At 32.7% G+C, this 16,883-nt stretch carries 14 protein-coding genes and 1 pseudogene; 6 read left to right on the top strand and 9 right to left on the bottom strand.

All coding sequences use genetic code 11. From position 1 onward, the window contains the following. The first annotated feature begins 179 nt into the window (after positions 1-179). Entirely contained in the window at positions 180-872 is a 693-nt protein-coding gene (locus RM542_RS09240) for a LytTR family DNA-binding domain-containing protein (protein WP_311385459.1), read from the top strand. On the opposite strand, the gene priA is transcribed toward RM542_RS09240, so the two are convergent. From priA to nadC, 4 genes are read right to left on the bottom strand one after another with little or no spacing between them, the layout of a single operon-like run. Next, a complete protein-coding gene (priA, locus tag RM542_RS09245; protein WP_311385460.1) occupies positions 873-3,329 on the bottom strand; it encodes a primosomal protein N' in 2,457 nt (818 codons plus the stop codon). 9 nt (positions 3,330-3,338) lie between these two features. Then, positions 3,339-3,785 carry a DUF2147 domain-containing protein gene (locus tag RM542_RS09250; protein ID WP_311385461.1) on the bottom strand — a complete coding sequence of 149 codons (447 nt, stop codon included), beginning with the start codon at positions 3,783-3,785 and terminating at the stop codon, positions 3,339-3,341. Then, entirely contained in the window at positions 3,778-4,758 is a 981-nt protein-coding gene (locus RM542_RS09255; RefSeq protein ID WP_311385462.1) for a YihY/virulence factor BrkB family protein, read from the bottom strand. Before RM542_RS09255 ends, RM542_RS09250 begins: the two co-directional genes overlap by 8 nt. Continuing rightward, complete coding sequence (gene nadC / locus RM542_RS09260) at positions 4,759-5,616, bottom strand: carboxylating nicotinate-nucleotide diphosphorylase (RefSeq protein WP_311385463.1); 858 nt, start codon at positions 5,614-5,616, stop codon at positions 4,759-4,761. 100 nt (positions 5,617-5,716) lie between these two features. Here nadC and rlmH point away from each other — a divergent pair, with 100 nt between their 5' ends. Next, positions 5,717-6,190, top strand: coding sequence for a 23S rRNA (pseudouridine(1915)-N(3))-methyltransferase RlmH (rlmH, locus tag RM542_RS09265; protein ID WP_311385464.1), 474 nt, complete (start codon positions 5,717-5,719; stop codon positions 6,188-6,190). Here the strand turns inward: rlmH and RM542_RS09270 are convergent. The 4 genes from RM542_RS09270 to RM542_RS09285 form a co-directional block, all read right to left on the bottom strand. Further along, the gene (locus tag RM542_RS09270) at positions 6,156-7,082 is read right to left on the bottom strand and encodes a type IV pili methyl-accepting chemotaxis transducer N-terminal domain-containing protein (protein ID WP_311385465.1); all 927 of its coding nucleotides are present in this window, start codon (positions 7,080-7,082) and stop codon (positions 6,156-6,158) included. The two genes, rlmH and RM542_RS09270, sit on opposite strands and share 35 nt — an antisense overlap. A 126-nt stretch (positions 7,083-7,208) precedes the next feature. Then, on the bottom strand, positions 7,209-9,101 hold the full coding sequence (gene serA / locus RM542_RS09275) for a phosphoglycerate dehydrogenase (protein WP_311385466.1): 1,893 nt from the start codon (positions 9,099-9,101) through the stop codon (positions 7,209-7,211). 156 nt (positions 9,102-9,257) lie between these two features. Next, positions 9,258-10,052, bottom strand: a complete 795-nt coding sequence (locus RM542_RS09280) for an alpha/beta fold hydrolase (RefSeq protein WP_311385467.1) — start codon at positions 10,050-10,052, stop codon at positions 9,258-9,260. After that, positions 10,043-10,495 carry an isoprenylcysteine carboxylmethyltransferase family protein gene (locus tag RM542_RS09285; protein WP_311385468.1) on the bottom strand — a complete coding sequence of 151 codons (453 nt, stop codon included), beginning with the start codon at positions 10,493-10,495 and terminating at the stop codon, positions 10,043-10,045. The genes RM542_RS09280 and RM542_RS09285 overlap by 10 nt, the downstream gene beginning before the upstream one ends. 45 nt (positions 10,496-10,540) lie before the next feature. On the opposite strand from RM542_RS09285, the pseudogene RM542_RS09290 reads away from it, so the two are divergent. Next, positions 10,541-10,654, top strand: a pseudogene (locus RM542_RS09290) (non-canonical purine NTP pyrophosphatase); the annotation flags it as partial. Positions 10,655-10,788: 134 nt separating this feature from the next. Here RM542_RS09290 and RM542_RS09295 read toward each other — a convergent pair. Beyond that, positions 10,789-13,107, bottom strand: a complete 2,319-nt coding sequence (locus RM542_RS09295) for an ATP-binding protein (RefSeq protein ID WP_311385469.1) — start codon at positions 13,105-13,107, stop codon at positions 10,789-10,791. Between the two features lie 310 nt (positions 13,108-13,417). Here RM542_RS09295 and RM542_RS09300 point away from each other — a divergent pair, with 310 nt between their 5' ends. The 3 genes from RM542_RS09300 (at position 13,418) to RM542_RS09310 (ending at position 16,795) form a co-directional block, all read left to right on the top strand. Beyond that, on the top strand, positions 13,418-13,993 hold the full coding sequence (locus tag RM542_RS09300) for a non-canonical purine NTP diphosphatase (RefSeq protein WP_311385470.1): 576 nt from the start codon (positions 13,418-13,420) through the stop codon (positions 13,991-13,993). Positions 13,994-14,160: 167 nt separating this feature from the next. Then, entirely contained in the window at positions 14,161-15,942 is a 1,782-nt protein-coding gene (locus RM542_RS09305; RefSeq protein ID WP_311385471.1) for a DEAD/DEAH box helicase, read from the top strand. 76 nt (positions 15,943-16,018) lie between these two features. Further along, positions 16,019-16,795, top strand: coding sequence for a carboxypeptidase-like regulatory domain-containing protein (locus tag RM542_RS09310; protein WP_311385472.1), 777 nt, complete (start codon positions 16,019-16,021; stop codon positions 16,793-16,795). Positions 16,796-16,883: the final 88 nt, after the last annotated feature.

A 16,883-nucleotide genomic window follows, 5' to 3' on the forward strand; every position in this document is an offset into this window, starting at 1 on the left:
TAACTTAAATCTTCGTTATTCGTTTAAGAAGTTATTAACAATAAAAATCGAAATAAACCCTACATCGCGCCTAATGCTAATTACACAACAGAATACACCATGTTTACATCTTTTGTTGCACTTTAACGTTGTTTTTATGTAATTTGCCGATGATTTAACCCCACAAATCACCCCAATTTATGAAACTTAAAAGTATAATTGTAGACGACTCATCAATGCAGCGCATGGCTGTAGCTAAGTTGGTCAACAATCACCCACATCTTGCCTTGGTCGCTGAGTACAGCAATGCCATTGAAGCCAAAAACGGTTTAAAGAACCACGAAGTAGATCTTATCTTTTTAGATGTTGAGATGCCTATTATCAGTGGTTTTGACCTTTTAGAGGCTTTAGAGAACCCACCACAGGTTATTCTAATCACTGGTAAACCGGATTATGCACTAAAGGCATTTGACTATGATGTTACCGATTATCTGCACAAACCTATTACCTTAGCCCGTTTTGAAGCCTCTGTAAAAAGAGCCGTATCAAAATATGAGCAAATCAATAGAGTTGATGAGGATGAAGAGCACATTTTTGTCAAAAGTAACCTTAAAAAACGAAAGGTTATCCTTAATGATATCAAATGGATTGAGGCCTTAGGTGACTATATTAAATTAGTTACTGACGAAGCTAACATTGTGATTTTATCTACTATGAAATCTTTTGAAAAGCAATTACCTGCTGAAAAATTCTTAAGAATTCACAAGTCTTACATCGTTAATCTTGAAAAAATAGAGAAATTCAACAGTAAAAATGTTGAAGTAGGTGGAAGACAAATACCTTTAAGTAGAAACAAAAAAACTGAGCTAGCCGAAGCGTTAGCAAATGTATAATTAGATGTGGTCCACGTTGTAGATTAGTCTAATACTTCTGTAATACGAAATAGCATTAAAGGATTTTTCAATTCTTTTAATGCTATTTTTTGTTTGTAGTACAGATGAATTACTGCTTATTTTAATTAAAATATTCTTTAAATACTGGTTTCTAATTCTTGCCACAGCAGGATACTCAGGTCCTAAAACTTGCGTTTTTAATACATTTCGGAGTGATGAAGCAAACCAATCAGATGCCTCGTTTAGTTTATTATAATCTTTGTCTTTTAATGTAATTCGTATAATTCTGACGTGAGGCGGATATTTAAATTGTTCTCTTTCATACAACTGTTCAGTAAACATCTTATCAAAATCGTAGTTCGATACCTGATGCAAAATTTGATGATATGGGTTGTAGGTTTGTATAAGTACTCTTCCTCTTTTTTCAGTTCTACCAGCTCTTCCTGCTACTTGTGTCATCAACTGAAAGCTGCGTTCATGGGCCCTATAGTCCGGAAAATTTAATAAATTATCGGCATTCATGATACCAACTAAAGCCACATTTCTAAAATCAAGACCTTTTGTGACCATTTGAGTGCCCACTAAAATATCAAACTCATGATTTTCAAATGCATTAATTATTTTCTCATAGGCATATTTACCCCTAGTGGTATCTAAATCCATCCTGCCAATCCGATGATTAGGAAATAATTTTAATAATTCTTCCTGTATTTGTTCAGTGCCAAATCCCTTAGTGTCAAGGGTATTATTACCACATGCCTGGCAACTTTGGACCAATGACATATGATATCCGCAATAATGACACCTTAATTGGTTCCTATGCTGATGATAAGTTAAACTAACATCACAATTAGGGCATTGAGTTGCATTACCACAGGTGGTACATTCAACAATCGGGGCAAAACCTCTTCTGTTTTGAAACAAAATTATTTGCTCTTTTTCTTCTAAACATGTTGAAATTTCTTCTAAAAGTCTTTCAGAAAAATGACCTTTCATTCGTTTTTTTCGGGTGGCCTCTTTAATATCAACCAGCTCAATTTCAGGCATTAAAACATCTCCGAAACGTCTGCTCATTTGTGCAAAACCATACTTTTTGGACTTTACATTAAAATAGGTTTCTATACTTGGCGTAGCTGACCCCAATAAACAATTTGATTCTTGTAGGCTTGCTAAAACAATAGCAGCATCTCTAGCATGATATCGAGGAGCAGGGTCAAATTGTTTAAATGATGATTCATGCTCTTCATCTACTACAACAAGACCTAAATGACCAAAAGGTAAAAATAGCGCTGATCTCGCACCAATTACGATTTGAGCTTTTTTGGTATTATGTAAAACATTATTCCAAACTTCAACTCGTTCATTCACGCTATATTTTGAATGATAAACCGCGACCTTATTACCAAAATATGCTCTAAGTCGATTAATAAGCTGAGAAGTTAATGCAATCTCTGGCAATAAATACAAAACCTGCTTACCAGCTCGAAGTACTTCATCGATGAGTTTTATGTACACCTCGGTCTTTCCAGAAGATGTGACACCATGCAATAAGCACACTTTGTTTGAATTAAAACTAGATTTTATGTTTACAATAGCCTTTGTTTGAAGTTCATTCAGTTGAATTTGATTTACTTCTTTTGAGTTTTCTTCAAATTGTATTCTATCAGTTCTTACCTTGACGGCCTCAAAAATGCCTTTATCAATAAGGGCTTTTATTACGGCTTTTGAAATTCCGCTAGACTTAACAAATTCATTTACTTTTATTAAAGCTGAATTTTTAGGTTTTAATTGAAAAAAAGCCAAAATCGCTTGGCTTTGTTTTTGTGCTCGCGTCAGTGTTTTTAGTAGGTTTTCTAAATTGTTTTCAGATTCATATAAAGTATTTAATCTTATATACTTTTCAAGTTTTGGGCGATACAGTTCATTTAATGACTCATGTAAAATAATTGCCTCTTTTTTAACCAACTGATTAACAATAGGCAAAACATTCTTTCGATCAACAATTTTTGATATTTCATCAATCTTTAAGCTTGACTGATGTTTCAGTGCTTCTAGAATTAAAAACTCATTATCTGTCAACTCCGCTTCATCAACATTTTCCATTTTTGAGGACTGAACCAAAGTTTCACTTTCTAAAAGAAAAGCACTCGGTAAAGCTCCTCTTAAAACTTCGCCCAAAGTGCACATATAATATTCTGCAATCCATTGCCAATGCTTGAGTTGGGTACCTGTAATAATAGGTTCACTATCTAAAACTTGATGAATCTCTTTAGCGTCATAAGCGATTGGGGCGTTATGATGTATATCCAATGCAATCGCGGTATATATTTTTGATTTGCCAAAAGGAACTGCCACTCGAACACCCTTTTTGATTAAAGACGCCTGTTCTGCATTTAAGCGATAAGTAAAAAATCTTTGTAACGGTATCGGAAGGACAACATCTAAAAAAAAGTCCATACTTGTTAATTATTCAACTACACGAATCCATGTTTGCGTTCGATATAAAAATGCCAAATATCCACGAACTTTTAATTGATTTGGGTTATCTGGGTCTAGCCAAATTCTGCCTCTAAAAGTCATAGCTTGCTCTGGGTCAAAGAGTTTTTTGCCTTTATAAACACCTTCTCCATTATCTTTAAAACCAAAAATGATTTTCATGCCTTCAACAGGCTTATTTTTTAAGTCGCCATCACATTTTATACAAAGCGCATTTTCTTTACCCTTTTCAACAATCTCAAGCACCTTACCATGTAAAAGACCACCTTCTTTGTAAAGCTCTACTATTGCCTTTGGAGTGCCATAACGGTCATCTATAGTTTTCCATTTACCTACAATTTCCTGACATGAGACATTATATGCCGTTAAAAAAAATACTGCAATAAAAATAAAAATTCGGGGGTGTCTTTTACTCATTCTTGTTTTGTTTCATCACATTCTTTCTAAGCGAATGTAATGTAGCATTTAGTTCAAAGCCTAACAATATTATGTTTGAGTTAAGCCAAATAAATACCATTAATATTAATAAACCTCCTAAAGCGCCATAAAGTTCATTGTATCTAGCAAATTTTTCCACATAAACTCCAAATAAATAAGATGTTACAACAAATAAAAGGGTAGTCATTAAAGCTCCAGCCGAAAAAAACTTGACTTTTCGTCCTTCAGCAGTACCAAAATAATACAATATTGCTGTAGTTAGATAAGATAGAAGCATAAAGAATAAAATCTTAGATAATTGCAAGCCAATATCATCACCTTTGGCAACATCATACCCTAAAGTTTTACCTAAATACTCACTAGTATACTCAACAATATAAAATTCAAAATAGACGAAAACAACAGCACCAATAATTAATAAAATAGAAAGTAATAGCCCCACCATTAAGGCATAAGCATATTGGCGAAAAAAGTTTCTTGTGAGTTCAATATGATATGAATTTTCAAAAGCGCTAAAAATGGCGTTCACTCCATTAGCAACTAAAAAGATTGAAATTATAAATGCAGAAGATAATAAACCTCCACGTTTTTGATCTTTAATTTGCTGGTAAATTTCGCTAAAATATTCACTTGTTGCAGACGGTAAAAAAGACTCAAGAAATAACAAAAATTGGACATCAAAATTCTCATTACCAACGCTAACATGGGGTATAACGAATGGTATAAGTGTAACCAAAAATATCAGCAAAGGAAAAAGTGCCATAAACAAACTAAAGGCTATCGAACTTGCCCTGCTTGACAAAGTACCTTTTACAATACCAACAATATAGATTTCAATTAAATCATAAATTGAAAGACCTTCGAAACCCGGTAGTTTTACTTTTTTTAAAAATCTAGCAACCCAATTTATTATTGGAATTTGTTCTACCTTTTTTTCAATAGCCTCCGACATTTATACCGCTTTTAGGCTTAAATCCATATTGTAGACTGAGTGTGTAAGAGCTCCAGATGAAATATAATTTACCCCACATTCTGCATATTGCCTAATAGTTTCTTCATTTATACCGCCAGATGATTCTGTAAGACATTTGGAACCGATTAACGCAACAGCTTTTCTTGTATCCTCGTAATTAAAATTATCAATCAAGATTCGATAAACTCCTTCAGATTCAAGAATTTCTTTTATTTCATCTAAACTTCGAGCTTCTACAATAATTTTTAATTCTCGATTACTCCTTTTTAGATAATCCTTTGTTTTTTCAATAGCTTTGGTTATTCCTCCAGCAAAATCAATATGATTATCCTTAAGCATAATCATATCATACAAAGCAAAACGATGGTTCTCTCCTCCTCCAATTTTAACAGCCCACTTTTCAAGAGCTCTAATACCAGGAGTTGTTTTGCGAGTATCCAAAATCTTAGTGTCTGTGCCTTCTAATAACTTTACAAAATCATTAGTTTTAGTTGCAATTGCACTCATTCGTTGCATGGCATTTAATACCAAACGTTCTGCCATTAATATACTTTGAGAACTTCCCTTTACGTAAAATGCAATATCACCGTACTTAACAGGTGTTCCGTCCTCTATAAGGGTATCAATAACTAATTTCGAATCAACGTAAGCAAAAACTTGTTTTGCAAATTCAACCCCAGCCAAAATTCCCTCATCTTTTACTAATAACTTTGCTTTACCAACGGTATCATTAGGAATACAGGCTAATGAGCTATGGTCTCCATCGCCAACATCTTCTCGAATAGCATTACTAATAATTAGATCTAACTCTTTACCAAATTGAGTTTCAGAAATCATGGGCAAAAATTGTGTTTAAGCTAAAATACTAAAAAGCTAATCCATCTGACTTAAATCATTTGCAAATACTAAATTTGATAGTTTTAAGGCGATATCTTTTATGAAAATAAAACTAATAGCTATTGGGAAAACCGATAGTAAGGAACTAGAGAATTTAATGTCAATTTACACCAATAGGTTGACACATTATGTGAAATTTGAAGTGCTAATTATTCCGGATATCAAAAACACAAAAAACTTATCTGAATCAGAACAAAAAAGAAAAGAAGGTGAAGCTATTTTAAAACAGTTAGTAACTTCCGATATTCTGATTTTATTAGATGAGAAAGGAAAACAATTTTCAAGTGTTGAGTTCTCAGAATTATTACAAAAACGAATGAATAGTGGTATAAAAAATTTAATTTTTGTTATTGGTGGGCCTTATGGGTTTAGCTCTGCAATACAAGAAAGAGCCAATCAGAAAATAAGCCTTTCAAAAATGACTTTTTCGCACCAAATGGTTCGGTTATTTATTGTTGAACAATTATACCGAGGATATACTATTCTAAAGAATGAGCCTTATCATCATCAATAAGTTCTTCTGACGGTTTTATATTGTACTTATCCAGCAAACCTTCTACTTTTTTTATAACAGCATGATGTGGCATTTCTGTTTCGTCATTTTTCTTAAGAGCCTTGACCATACTATCAGAAACATTTTTTAGCTTATCCAATTCTTCTGAAATAAACTTTATTATTTCTTGTTGGCGCTCTGGTATTTTCTCAACCTTTAACACATATTGGAGATCTTGAATGTTTTTCATGTGTGAACTAAAAACATGAGATTGATGCCAAGCAATTTCTTCAAGCTTTCTCTTTTGCTTTATAATCCGGTTAATAATCGGATTAACAATAAAGAAAATTTCAAATAAAACTATTAAAACAGAGAAAATAGCTAATTCTAGTTCCACTATTCGCATACCTTTAATATCTTCCTCAGATTTTTTCTGAAATTGTAACACGATAGTATCCATGATAGCCGTAAAACGATCCACACGGTAACGCATATCGTTAAACTTTATATTATCTAATTCTCTTAAATCACTAAGGTTCCATTGAAACCAATTAACGTGTGGTTCTAGCTTACTAAAATTTGCAAGAATTTCTTCACTATCCAAAGGGTCAATACCCAAATTCTCACTACCCTTTTGTAAAATTGTATTCATTTGATACAATTTATTTAGTGTGAGTTTAACTTCGGCAAAATCACAGTTATCATACTTGCAAGAATATGCTTCATTCAACAAACGTTGACTTAATGAACGTTGTCTACCCGCCAAGTTCACAATCATAGCAGTTGATCTTTGTTTGGCAAGCGAATATTGAATTATAGACTGAATGGCTATCGTCAAAACAATTATTGACACTACTAGCAAATAGTATGCTCTAAAACCTGTTTTAAAAATTTCTTTATTACCAATTTTCAATTGAATCTTCTTTAAGAAGTACTATTAATCTTTAGGCAATTTAAACTTAAAAATTGAGCGTAAAATATAAATGTTGTGAAAGACAAATAAATGCTTGTGAAAAGCAATGATAATAGTTTTATGATTTTAATAAAGTACTCTAAATTTAATAGTGTTTTCAATGTTCTTAAGAGCCTTAATTACATCCTTATTATATTCTTTGTCCAAATCTGAAATTACATAACCTACATCACTGTCCGTTGATAGAAACTGACCCGTTATGTTCATCTCAAATTTTGCAAGCACTTCATTAATCTTTGCCATTACGCCGGGAACATTTTTATGAATGTGTAAAAAACGATGTGCGTTATTCTGTTTTGGCAATCTAATATTTGGAAAATTTACAGCATCTACTGTATTCCCAGAATTGATATAATCCATGATTTTATTTGGAACAAAATCAGCAATATCACGTTGTGCTTCTTCAGTGCTTCCTCCTATATGCGGAGTTAAAATAACATTTTTAAGACCTTGTAGTTCGCTGTAAAATTCACCGTTGCTTCGAGGTTCTTCTGGATAAACATCAACTGCTGCACCTCCTAATTTGTTAATTTTAAGAGCGTTTACCAATGCAGGAATATCAACAACAAAACCCCTTGATAGGTTAATTAATATTGCTCCATCACGCATTTGATTAATTTCACGCTCACTGATAAAGTTTTTATTCGCTTTATTATCATCAATATGCAAGGTAACAACATCTGAGACAGATAATAAATCCTCCAAAGTGTTGCATTTTATGGCATTACCAAGAGCTAAACGATCAGCAACATCGTAATAATAGACCCTCATCCCAATGGCCTCGGCTAATACCGAAAGCTGCTTTCCAATATTACCATATCCAATTATTCCAAGATTCTTACCACGCACTTCTTGTGAATTTAAAGCGGTTTTAAACCATTGTCCATTATGAATTTCAGAACTACGTGCAAAAATGCTACGTTTCAACATTATTATTTGACCCAACGCCATTTCAACTACGGAACGTGTATTGCTATAGGGAGCATTAAAAACCACTACCCCATCTTTCTTAGCCGTTTCTAAATCTATTTGGGTCGTTCCAATGCAGAAGGCACCAACTACTAATAAACGGTCAGCGGCCTCTAAAACCCTTTTGGTTACTTGAGTCTTTGAACGAATTCCTAAAACATGTACGCTCTTTATCCGTTCAATTAATTCTTCTTCAGGGATAGCATGTTTTACTAATTCTACAGAAAAACCTTCTTCCGAAAGGTTATCAAAAGCATCAGGATGAACATTCTCTAATAATAGAATTTTTATTCTATTTTTTGGATATGAAATTTTTCTTGGTAGATCGTTCACAAATAAAAATTCATTTAAATTAGGCGTTATATAATCGGCATTATTTGCTGCTTTTTCCCGATGTACATTCTCTGTATACGCGAAAAACTTATCAGCTATACCCGCCTCTCTCATCACGTAATCACTGTATCCATCGCCAATAACCTGAACCTCTCCTTCTAAATTAAGATTTTTAAGACATTCGATTTTACCATTGTGTGATGAAAGTACATTACCCTCATCAAAACCAACAATATTGCCCTCTTTGTCAAATTCAAAAGTATTGGCAAAAACTCTTTCAGAAGGAATATTATACTCTTTTACTATGGGGTCAATAAATTCTTTAAAACCACATGAGATAACATATATGTCATCTCCGTAATTATCAAAAAATGATTTATTCTCTTCAATCGATTTTGATATTTTTTGCTTCAGTTCTGCAACTAATGCAGGTAAATCATTTTTGTGCGCCTTTAAAAGCTTTATTCTTCGCTCTAAAGACTCGGTAAATGAAATATCTCCATCAATTCCTAGGTTTGTAATTTCTTGAATTTCAGCAAGGACTGCATCTTTATTTGACTTTCCGTTAAGAGTCATTTCCGCTAATACATCTAGGGCTTCTACCCTAGTCAAAGTACTATCAAAATCAAAGACATATTTTCTACCTATTTCCACCACTTTAAAGAAATTTAAGCCCTAAAAATAAACATAAAAATGTTCGACATTTTTTACGTGCTAAAAAAAAATGTTTTGAAACATATTTTAGATAATTCGATATAGAATTATTACTGAAAGAATCAAATTTTTAAGGATTTGACATTCAATTAAATTATGCTAGTCTTTGATGAACTCCATAACCTCTTTTGAAAAGACTTCCTTTTTGTATGTTTCATTGTGATTTCCAGGCACAACTTTCAAAATAGCATTAGGAAGTACGTCTGCTAAGTCTTGCGGATTGCCATTATCTAAATCTTGATCTCCGGCAATTACCAATACTTTCATTTCCAGATTTCTTAAGTCACTAACAGGAGTAACCGGCTGGAATTTTTGCTGTAAATAGAGGGATTTAATATCAGCATTTATAGAATTAGCATAATCAACCGCCCCTTTAGTCATTTCATTTGTTGTCCCATTGAAAGCCTCAGTAAACTGTAATCTTCTAGTCCAATTAGGATTGGTAAAATCAATTCCCATACCTCCCAAGACTGCTTTCTCTATTTTTTTATCTTCAGTTAAAAGCTTAGCTAACACAATACTGCCCCGTGAATAGCCTATTGCCTTGTATTTTTCAAAACCTAATTTATTCATTAAAAAAATTAGATCTTTAACTTCCGCATGGTCACTATAAGCTGTATTTTTTTGAGGCTTGTCAGAGTCGCCATTACCCCGCAAATCAGGCACAATGACCTGATAGCCTCTTGATATTAATTCCTTTTTCAGTACCGTTTTATCCCAAGACTTTCTATTTTGAATAAAACCATGTACTAGTAAAACAGGTTCACCAGTACCTTTCATTGTATATGCAATTTTGGTGTCATCAAAAGAGTTAAAATAATGAATCTGTGCATTCAAAACCTGAGCTAAAAACAAACTAATTAATCCAAGAACAATTTTATTTTTTAAAACCATCTTCTAACTGCTTTACAATACAATTTATAATTCTTTCCAAATAAATCTTCCAATGCTTGTTCTTCCCTCTTTATTTGAAAATGATTCATAAAATAGACAAAGCCGGCAGCCGTAATCGCATTAAATGCATTCCCAAGTTTTAATCCAAAACCAATTAAAAACAAGAGCATTGCGAGGTACATCGGGTTTCTAGTGTAGCTATAAATTCCATTAATAACCAATTTTTTTGCTTTTGTAGGATTAATTGGATTAGTGGTAGTTTTTGCTAAATAAAACTGTAGAAATGATATTAATAATAAAAAAAATGCCGAAGTCCACATTATATATTTTAATACCTCCCTTCCAAAAAAATCAAATTTACCAACTGGCAAAAAAGTAGCTAGTACATACATTAAACCTGCAAAAAATCCCATGACTAAAGGAGGCGGTATTTTTATATTCATGGTAACTAAAATACTACTTTAGTACACAAAATTTATCAAAACGATATGAAACTAGTCTTTGCCACTCACAATACGAACAAGTTTAAAGAAGTGAAACTACTGATGCCTAAAAATATTAAGTTGTATTCTTTAAATATGATTGGGTACAAAGATGAATTGAAATAAATTTTACTCGTAATTTTAGACTACGCAGTGTTTTACGATTGAATTGCTTTTTTTTAATCAGAATTTATATTCATTACTTTTAAAACTTTTATTAATAAAAAACGCTTTGGGGTGAACTTTATATTAAATTATTTTTTGAAATAAGTCTGAATCAATTTCAACAATTCATCTTTCATAATTGGTTTAGATATATAATTATCAGAACCGGCTTCAATTGCTTTTTCTTTATCCCCCGTTAGCGCAAAAGCGGTTTGAGCTATAATAACTACATTTTTATTAAATTCTCTTATCTGGCGAATTGCTTCATAACCATTCAATTTCGGCATTTGAATATCCATTAATATTAGATCAATATCTGGATGTTTACGACAAGTTTCAATAGCCTCAATTCCTGTGGATACAGTCAAGATTTCCTTACTGAATTTTTGCAACTTTAGTGAAAGTATCATAACGGATGCCTCGTCGTCTTCAGCTATTAATACTTTTAAATCCGAAATTCCTGGAATTAATTCTATTTTCTTAATTTCATAGGAAACCGGCATTGCTCTCTTGTATTCAGTATCAATATTGAGAGGTAGTTTAAAAAAGAAAGTTGATCCTTCGGCTTCTTTGCTTTCAACCCAAATTTTACCTCCAAGAATTTCAACATATGCTCTTGAAATAGCCAATCCAAGACCTGCACCTTGTTGGGCCATTTTATCGTCAATATCAGACTGAATAAAACGATCAAAAATGATATTTAATTTTTCTTTTGGAATACCTATTCCTGTATCTTTAACAAAAAAATTAAATTCATCCTTTTTTTTAGTACAGCCAAATTCTATTTCTCCCGTATTGGTATACTTAATGGCGTTTGTAACAAGGTTCGTAAGAATTCCATAAAGTTTCTCTTTATCTGTTATAATTATTGCTTCTTTTTCTGGTAATGAAATGCTATAGGATAGTTTCAATTTTTTATTATCAGCATCAAGTTTTAACGATTCGTATATAAATTGTAATTGGTTATTTATATTCGTTTCAGTAAGGTTGATGTCTAATATACCTGATTCTATTTTCGAAATATTAACGATGTCATTTATAATTTTAAGCATTCTGACTCCGCTTTTTTCAATAATCTTAATGTATTTTTTTTGTTGTTCACCAGACAATTTTGCTTCTTTAAGAAGTGAGGCGAAACCTAAAATACCATTCATTGGTGTTCGTATTTCATGACTCATATTTGCAAGAAAGGCCGATTTTAAACGGTCACTCTCTTGAGCTTTTTCTTTCAATAAAATTTGCTCTTGCTCAAATAATTTTATGTTGGTGATATCAGTTATTGTTCCTACATATCCTATTACCTCTTTTAGGTCGTTAATTTCAGGCACTGCTCGACCCAATACCCATTTTATTGAACCATCTTTTAAGATAAATCGGTATTGAATTTCTGATGCCCTACTTTCACTTATTGCGAGCGCCCATTCAGTATTAATTTTTTCAATATCGTTTGGATGAACAACATTTAACCATCCAAAGCCAAGTGCTTCATTCATTGGTAAGCCGGAAATTTCAGTCCATTTAGGGTTCACAAAAGTTGTATAACCGTCATTACGCGTATGAAAAATGCCTACCGTAGACGAGTTGGTTAGTGTTTGATATTTAATTTCCTTTAATTTAACTTCTTCCGCACTTTTAATTGCTTCAGATTTAATAATCTCAAACTTCTGCCTATAGGTTAATGTTTTGAATACATCATTTATTTTTAAGAAATCGGTTGTAAACTCTCTCTTGTCAACATATTTAAAATAAAAAGAAAACAGAACACTATAGAAAATAGCAGCAATCCCTTTAGTAATTAAACCCGATGTTAGAATAGAACTTAAATTATCGTAGTTCCAAAAAGCAATAATTGAAAAGAATATGGCATCAAAACACAGCACAGTAAGCATAGTCAAACATATTTTTAGAAATAAGTTTGACAAATATTTAGAGGTAAACTCATAAATAACAATAATTAAGACAGAATCGAGAAAAAGTGCAATTGTCCCAATAAATAATACCCATGCATTTTTATCAAAAAAATTTGTCGATATATTAAATGGATTGTATATGGGTGGTTCTTTAATACTCCAGCCAAATGAGTGAATGAATAACGACATAACAACATTTGTAATCAAAAGAGCATAAATAATCTTAAGGGTTTCGTTTGCATCTTCCTTTATATAAATAATTAAGACTATAAATAATGTCGCTGGAAATATAACGGCAGTACCTGGTGAAATAAGGAAGCTACTTGTTAATTGAACATAAACCGTACTAGCGAGAATCGCTTGCATAAATTGAAATAATCCCAAACATGCAAATAGTAATCCTAAACCAAGTTTTTCACGAAAGTGGAATAATGTTAGAATCAAGAATGAAACCAATGTTCCTTGTAGAATTAATATGAAAAGCTGAAAAAAATTCATCTTAGAAATGTACTAAATGTAAAAGATACATAAGTTAAAAATTATATTATTTTGTTTCGTTTCATTTGGTTTTACTAATTTTTTTCAAAATAAAACTAGACTAAAACCGTCGAGATAAGTAAAAACCTTATTTCGCTCAGGGCATAAACCCATATGCGGTGTCCAAAAAATTGAAAATTTCAAAAGGGTAGAAAAATAACCGAAAGATAATTGTCACTTTTGAAAGTTAAAATTCTAATATTCGTGGAAATTAACTTCATCATTTTTTAAGTACTACATTAGTAATCATAACAGCACTTTCCATAAAAAAATGAAACTAGTCTTTGCCACTCACAATACGAACAAGTTTAAAGAAGTGAAATTACTGATGCCTAAAAATATTGAGTTGTATTCTTTAAATATGATTGGCTGTAAAGATGAAATACCCGAAACTGGGAACACACTTGAAGAAAACGCTCAAATAAAAGCTGATTTTGTGACTAAAAACTTTGGGCTTCCTTGCTTTTCAGATGATACGGGTTTGTTAGTAGATGCATTAAATGGTGCGCCTGGTGTTCATACTGCTAGATATGCAGGAGAACAAAAAAATACGGAGGATAACATGAAAAAATTACTTGAAAATTTAAAATTAGCCCAAAGTCGCAATGCTCACTTCAAAACGGTTATTGCATTAAACACCAGTGCTACAAATCATATTTTTAAAGGTATAATAGAAGGAAGAATTAGTGAAAAAAAACAAGGAACTAAGGGCTTTGGTTATGACCCAATTTTTATTCCTAATGGGTATGATCAAACCTTTGCGGAGTTAGCTCTTGAAGTAAAAAATACCATCAGTCACCGAGCCAAAGCTATCAAACAGCTCATAAATTATCTTTCGAAGTTATAAGTAGCTGGTTTAAAGTTATCTGTAATTACCAATGCTACATAAATAATAAGCAGTACCTTTGCAGCTTTAATAACGCCGCCGGTATGGCAGGTGCTGCGCTGAGCAAAGGTTTATAAGTCAAAAACGCTCTATGCAACACACATATTCGCGATTACTTATAAACATACATGTCAAAATTTGAAAGTTTAGGGCTTCAAAAGTCCTTGTTATCAGCAATTACAGATTTAGGGTTTGAAAACCCTTCAGAAGTTCAAGAAAAAGCAATTCCAATTTTATTAGAAGATGAAACCGATTTGGTTGCCCTAGCCCAAACAGGCACAGGTAAAACTGCTGCTTTTGGTTTTCCGCTAATACAAAAAATTGATGCTGCTAGCAGAACTACCCAAGGTTTAATTCTATCACCTACTCGAGAATTGTGTTTGCAAATCACGAATGAAATGCAACTTTATTCTAAATATGAAAAAGGTGTAAACATTGTAGCCATTTATGGAGGTGCAAGCATAACTGATCAAGCAAGACAAATTAAAAGAGGAGCGCAGATTGTTGTTGCAACTCCTGGTCGTATGAAAGATATGATTGGTCGTGGTTTAGTTGACATTTCAAAAATAGATTATTGCATTCTTGATGAGGCTGATGAAATGTTGAATATGGGCTTCTATGAAGACATAAAAGATATTCTTTCAAATACTCCAAAAGAGAAATCTACATGGTTATTCTCGGCTACGATGCCGAAAGAAGTATCTACGATTGCTAAAAAATTTATGCATAGCCCTAAAGAAATTACTGTAGGGGCCAAAAATGCAGGGGCGAGTACCGTACAACATGAATATTATGTAGTCAGTGGACGTGACCGATACCCAGCACTTAAGCGCTTAGCAGATGCCAACCCAGGTATTTTCTCTGTAGTCTTTTGTAGAACAAAGCGTGATACTCAAAGGGTAGCTGAAAAGTTAATTGAAGATGGTTACAATGCAGGTGCCTTACATGGTGATTTGAGTCAAAACCAACGAGATTTGGTCATGAATTCGTTTAGAAAAAAACAAATTCAAATGCTAGTAGCAACCGACGTGGCTGCAAGAGGTATAGATGTTGATGATATTACTCATGTTATAAATTACCAACTTCCTGACGAAATAGAAACCTATACCCACAGAAGCGGTAGAACTGGTAGAGCAGGTAAATCAGGTATTTCAATGGTTATTGTTACCCGAAGTGAACTTCGAAAAATAAGCGCAATTGAAAGAAAAATTAAACAAGATTTTCTCGAAGTTAAAATTCCAACCGGAATTCAAATTTGCGAAATACAACTATATCATCTTGTAAATAAAATTAAAGACACAAAAATCAACGAAGATGTTGATGTCTATTTACCTGCAATTAATGAAGTTCTTGACGGTATTGACCGTGATGAATTAATAAAAAAAATAGTCTCTGTAGAGTTTACACGTTTCTTTAATTATTATAATAAAACCAGAGATTTAAATTCTGATGACCGTTCAAACAAAAGAGAACGAGGATCTAGATCTGAGGCTGGCGATATTCCAAAAGATGGTTCTGTGCGATACTTCATCAACGTTGGAGAACGTGATGATTATGATTGGATGTCATTAAAAGACTTTTTAAGAGACACATTAGGTCTTGAAAAAGATGATATTTATAAAGTTGACACAAAAGATACTTTTTCATTTTTCAACACAGAAGCAAAATTCACACCACTAATTTTAGAGACTTTTTCAGATTTTAAAGTAGATGGTCGTTTTGTAAATGTTGAGGTTTCCAAAAATCCAGGCGGTGGTCGCGGCAGTCGAGGCGGCGGTGGCAGAAGAGATCGCAATAGAGGTGGTAGAAGAGATCGCAATTCATCTTTTAAAGGAGGAGGTAGAGGAAATTCAAGAGGATCAGGAGGCTCAGGAAAACCTAAGGGAAAAAGAAAACCTGGTTTTTATTAGTTAAGATGTTCCTAAATATTGGGGCTGGGCCATTTTGTTTGCTTTGTTTTGTATTTTTAGTTAACAAAATTGTTACATGAATAAACTTTTACCTGTTGTTTTTATTCTATTTACTGCCCTAGGTATTTCTCAGAACAATGAGAATTCTCAAATTATTCAAGAACTCAAAGCAACCGTTATAAATGCTCAAACGAACTTTCCGCTCGAGAGTGTTCACATTATCAACTTAAATCAAGTTAAGGGTACTATTACAAATCAAGACGGACAATTTGCAATTGATGCTGCTGTTAATGATACGCTATATTTAACCTATTTGGGCTTTAAACCACAAAAGGTTCGAGTTACCAATGATATGTTCAAGTTTGAAGACACCAAAATATCACTAACGGAATTGGCATACGCCTTAGAAGAAGTAATTGTAAGACCTTATCAACTTACTGGCTTTTTAGAAATTGATGTAAAAAACTTACCGGTAAATTCCGGATATCAATATAGTATTTCAGGTCTTAACAAAAGCTATGAAGGAGGAAATAAGAACCCAAGTGCAGTTACCAAAGTTTTAGGGGCTATCTTAAATCCTGCGGATTTGTTGCGGAATTTATTTGGGAAGAAACCACAACAAATGCGAAAGTTAAGACAGATGAAAGAAGATGATGATATTAGAGATTTGCTGGCTTCTAAATTTGATCGGGAAACACTCATCCAATTGCTGCAAATTGAAAAAATGGATATTGAAGACATCTTGAACAACTGTAATTATTCAAAATCCTTCATACAAACAGCTAATGATCTTCAAATATTAGATGCAATTAGTAGCTGCTATGAAGAATATAAAGTATTGAACCGTAAATAGTTGTGATTTCTATTATGGTCAACATGCACTAGTATTGCTCCACTATTGAATACTGAGGAAATAAATTTTATAATTCGATATGCATTTT

This window comes from Croceitalea sp. P059, assembly GCF_031846365.1.
Lineage (GTDB): Bacteria > Bacteroidota > Bacteroidia > Flavobacteriales > Flavobacteriaceae > Croceitalea > Croceitalea vernalis.

Bases quoted from the DNA above. Each gene is read 5' to 3' on its own strand.
- RM542_RS09240 (WP_311385459.1), top strand. From the start codon at position 180: ATGAAACTTAAAAGTATAATTGTAGACGACTCATCAATGCAGCGCATG.
- priA (WP_311385460.1), bottom strand. From the start codon at position 3,329: ATGGACTTTTTTTTAGATGTTGTCCTTCCGATACCGTTACAAAGATTT.
- RM542_RS09250 (WP_311385461.1), bottom strand. From the start codon at position 3,785: ATGAGTAAAAGACACCCCCGAATTTTTATTTTTATTGCAGTATTTTTT.
- RM542_RS09255 (WP_311385462.1), bottom strand. From the start codon at position 4,758: ATGTCGGAGGCTATTGAAAAAAAGGTAGAACAAATTCCAATAATAAAT.
- nadC (WP_311385463.1), bottom strand. From the start codon at position 5,616: ATGATTTCTGAAACTCAATTTGGTAAAGAGTTAGATCTAATTATTAGT.
- rlmH (WP_311385464.1), top strand. From the start codon at position 5,717: ATGAAAATAAAACTAATAGCTATTGGGAAAACCGATAGTAAGGAACTA.
- RM542_RS09280 (WP_311385467.1), bottom strand. From the start codon at position 10,052: ATGGTTTTAAAAAATAAAATTGTTCTTGGATTAATTAGTTTGTTTTTA.
- RM542_RS09285 (WP_311385468.1), bottom strand. From the start codon at position 10,495: ATGAATATAAAAATACCGCCTCCTTTAGTCATGGGATTTTTTGCAGGT.
- RM542_RS09295 (WP_311385469.1), bottom strand. From the start codon at position 13,107: ATGAATTTTTTTCAGCTTTTCATATTAATTCTACAAGGAACATTGGTT.
- RM542_RS09300 (WP_311385470.1), top strand. From the start codon at position 13,418: ATGAAACTAGTCTTTGCCACTCACAATACGAACAAGTTTAAAGAAGTG.
- RM542_RS09305 (WP_311385471.1), top strand. From the start codon at position 14,161: ATGTCAAAATTTGAAAGTTTAGGGCTTCAAAAGTCCTTGTTATCAGCA.
- RM542_RS09310 (WP_311385472.1), top strand. From the start codon at position 16,019: ATGAATAAACTTTTACCTGTTGTTTTTATTCTATTTACTGCCCTAGGT.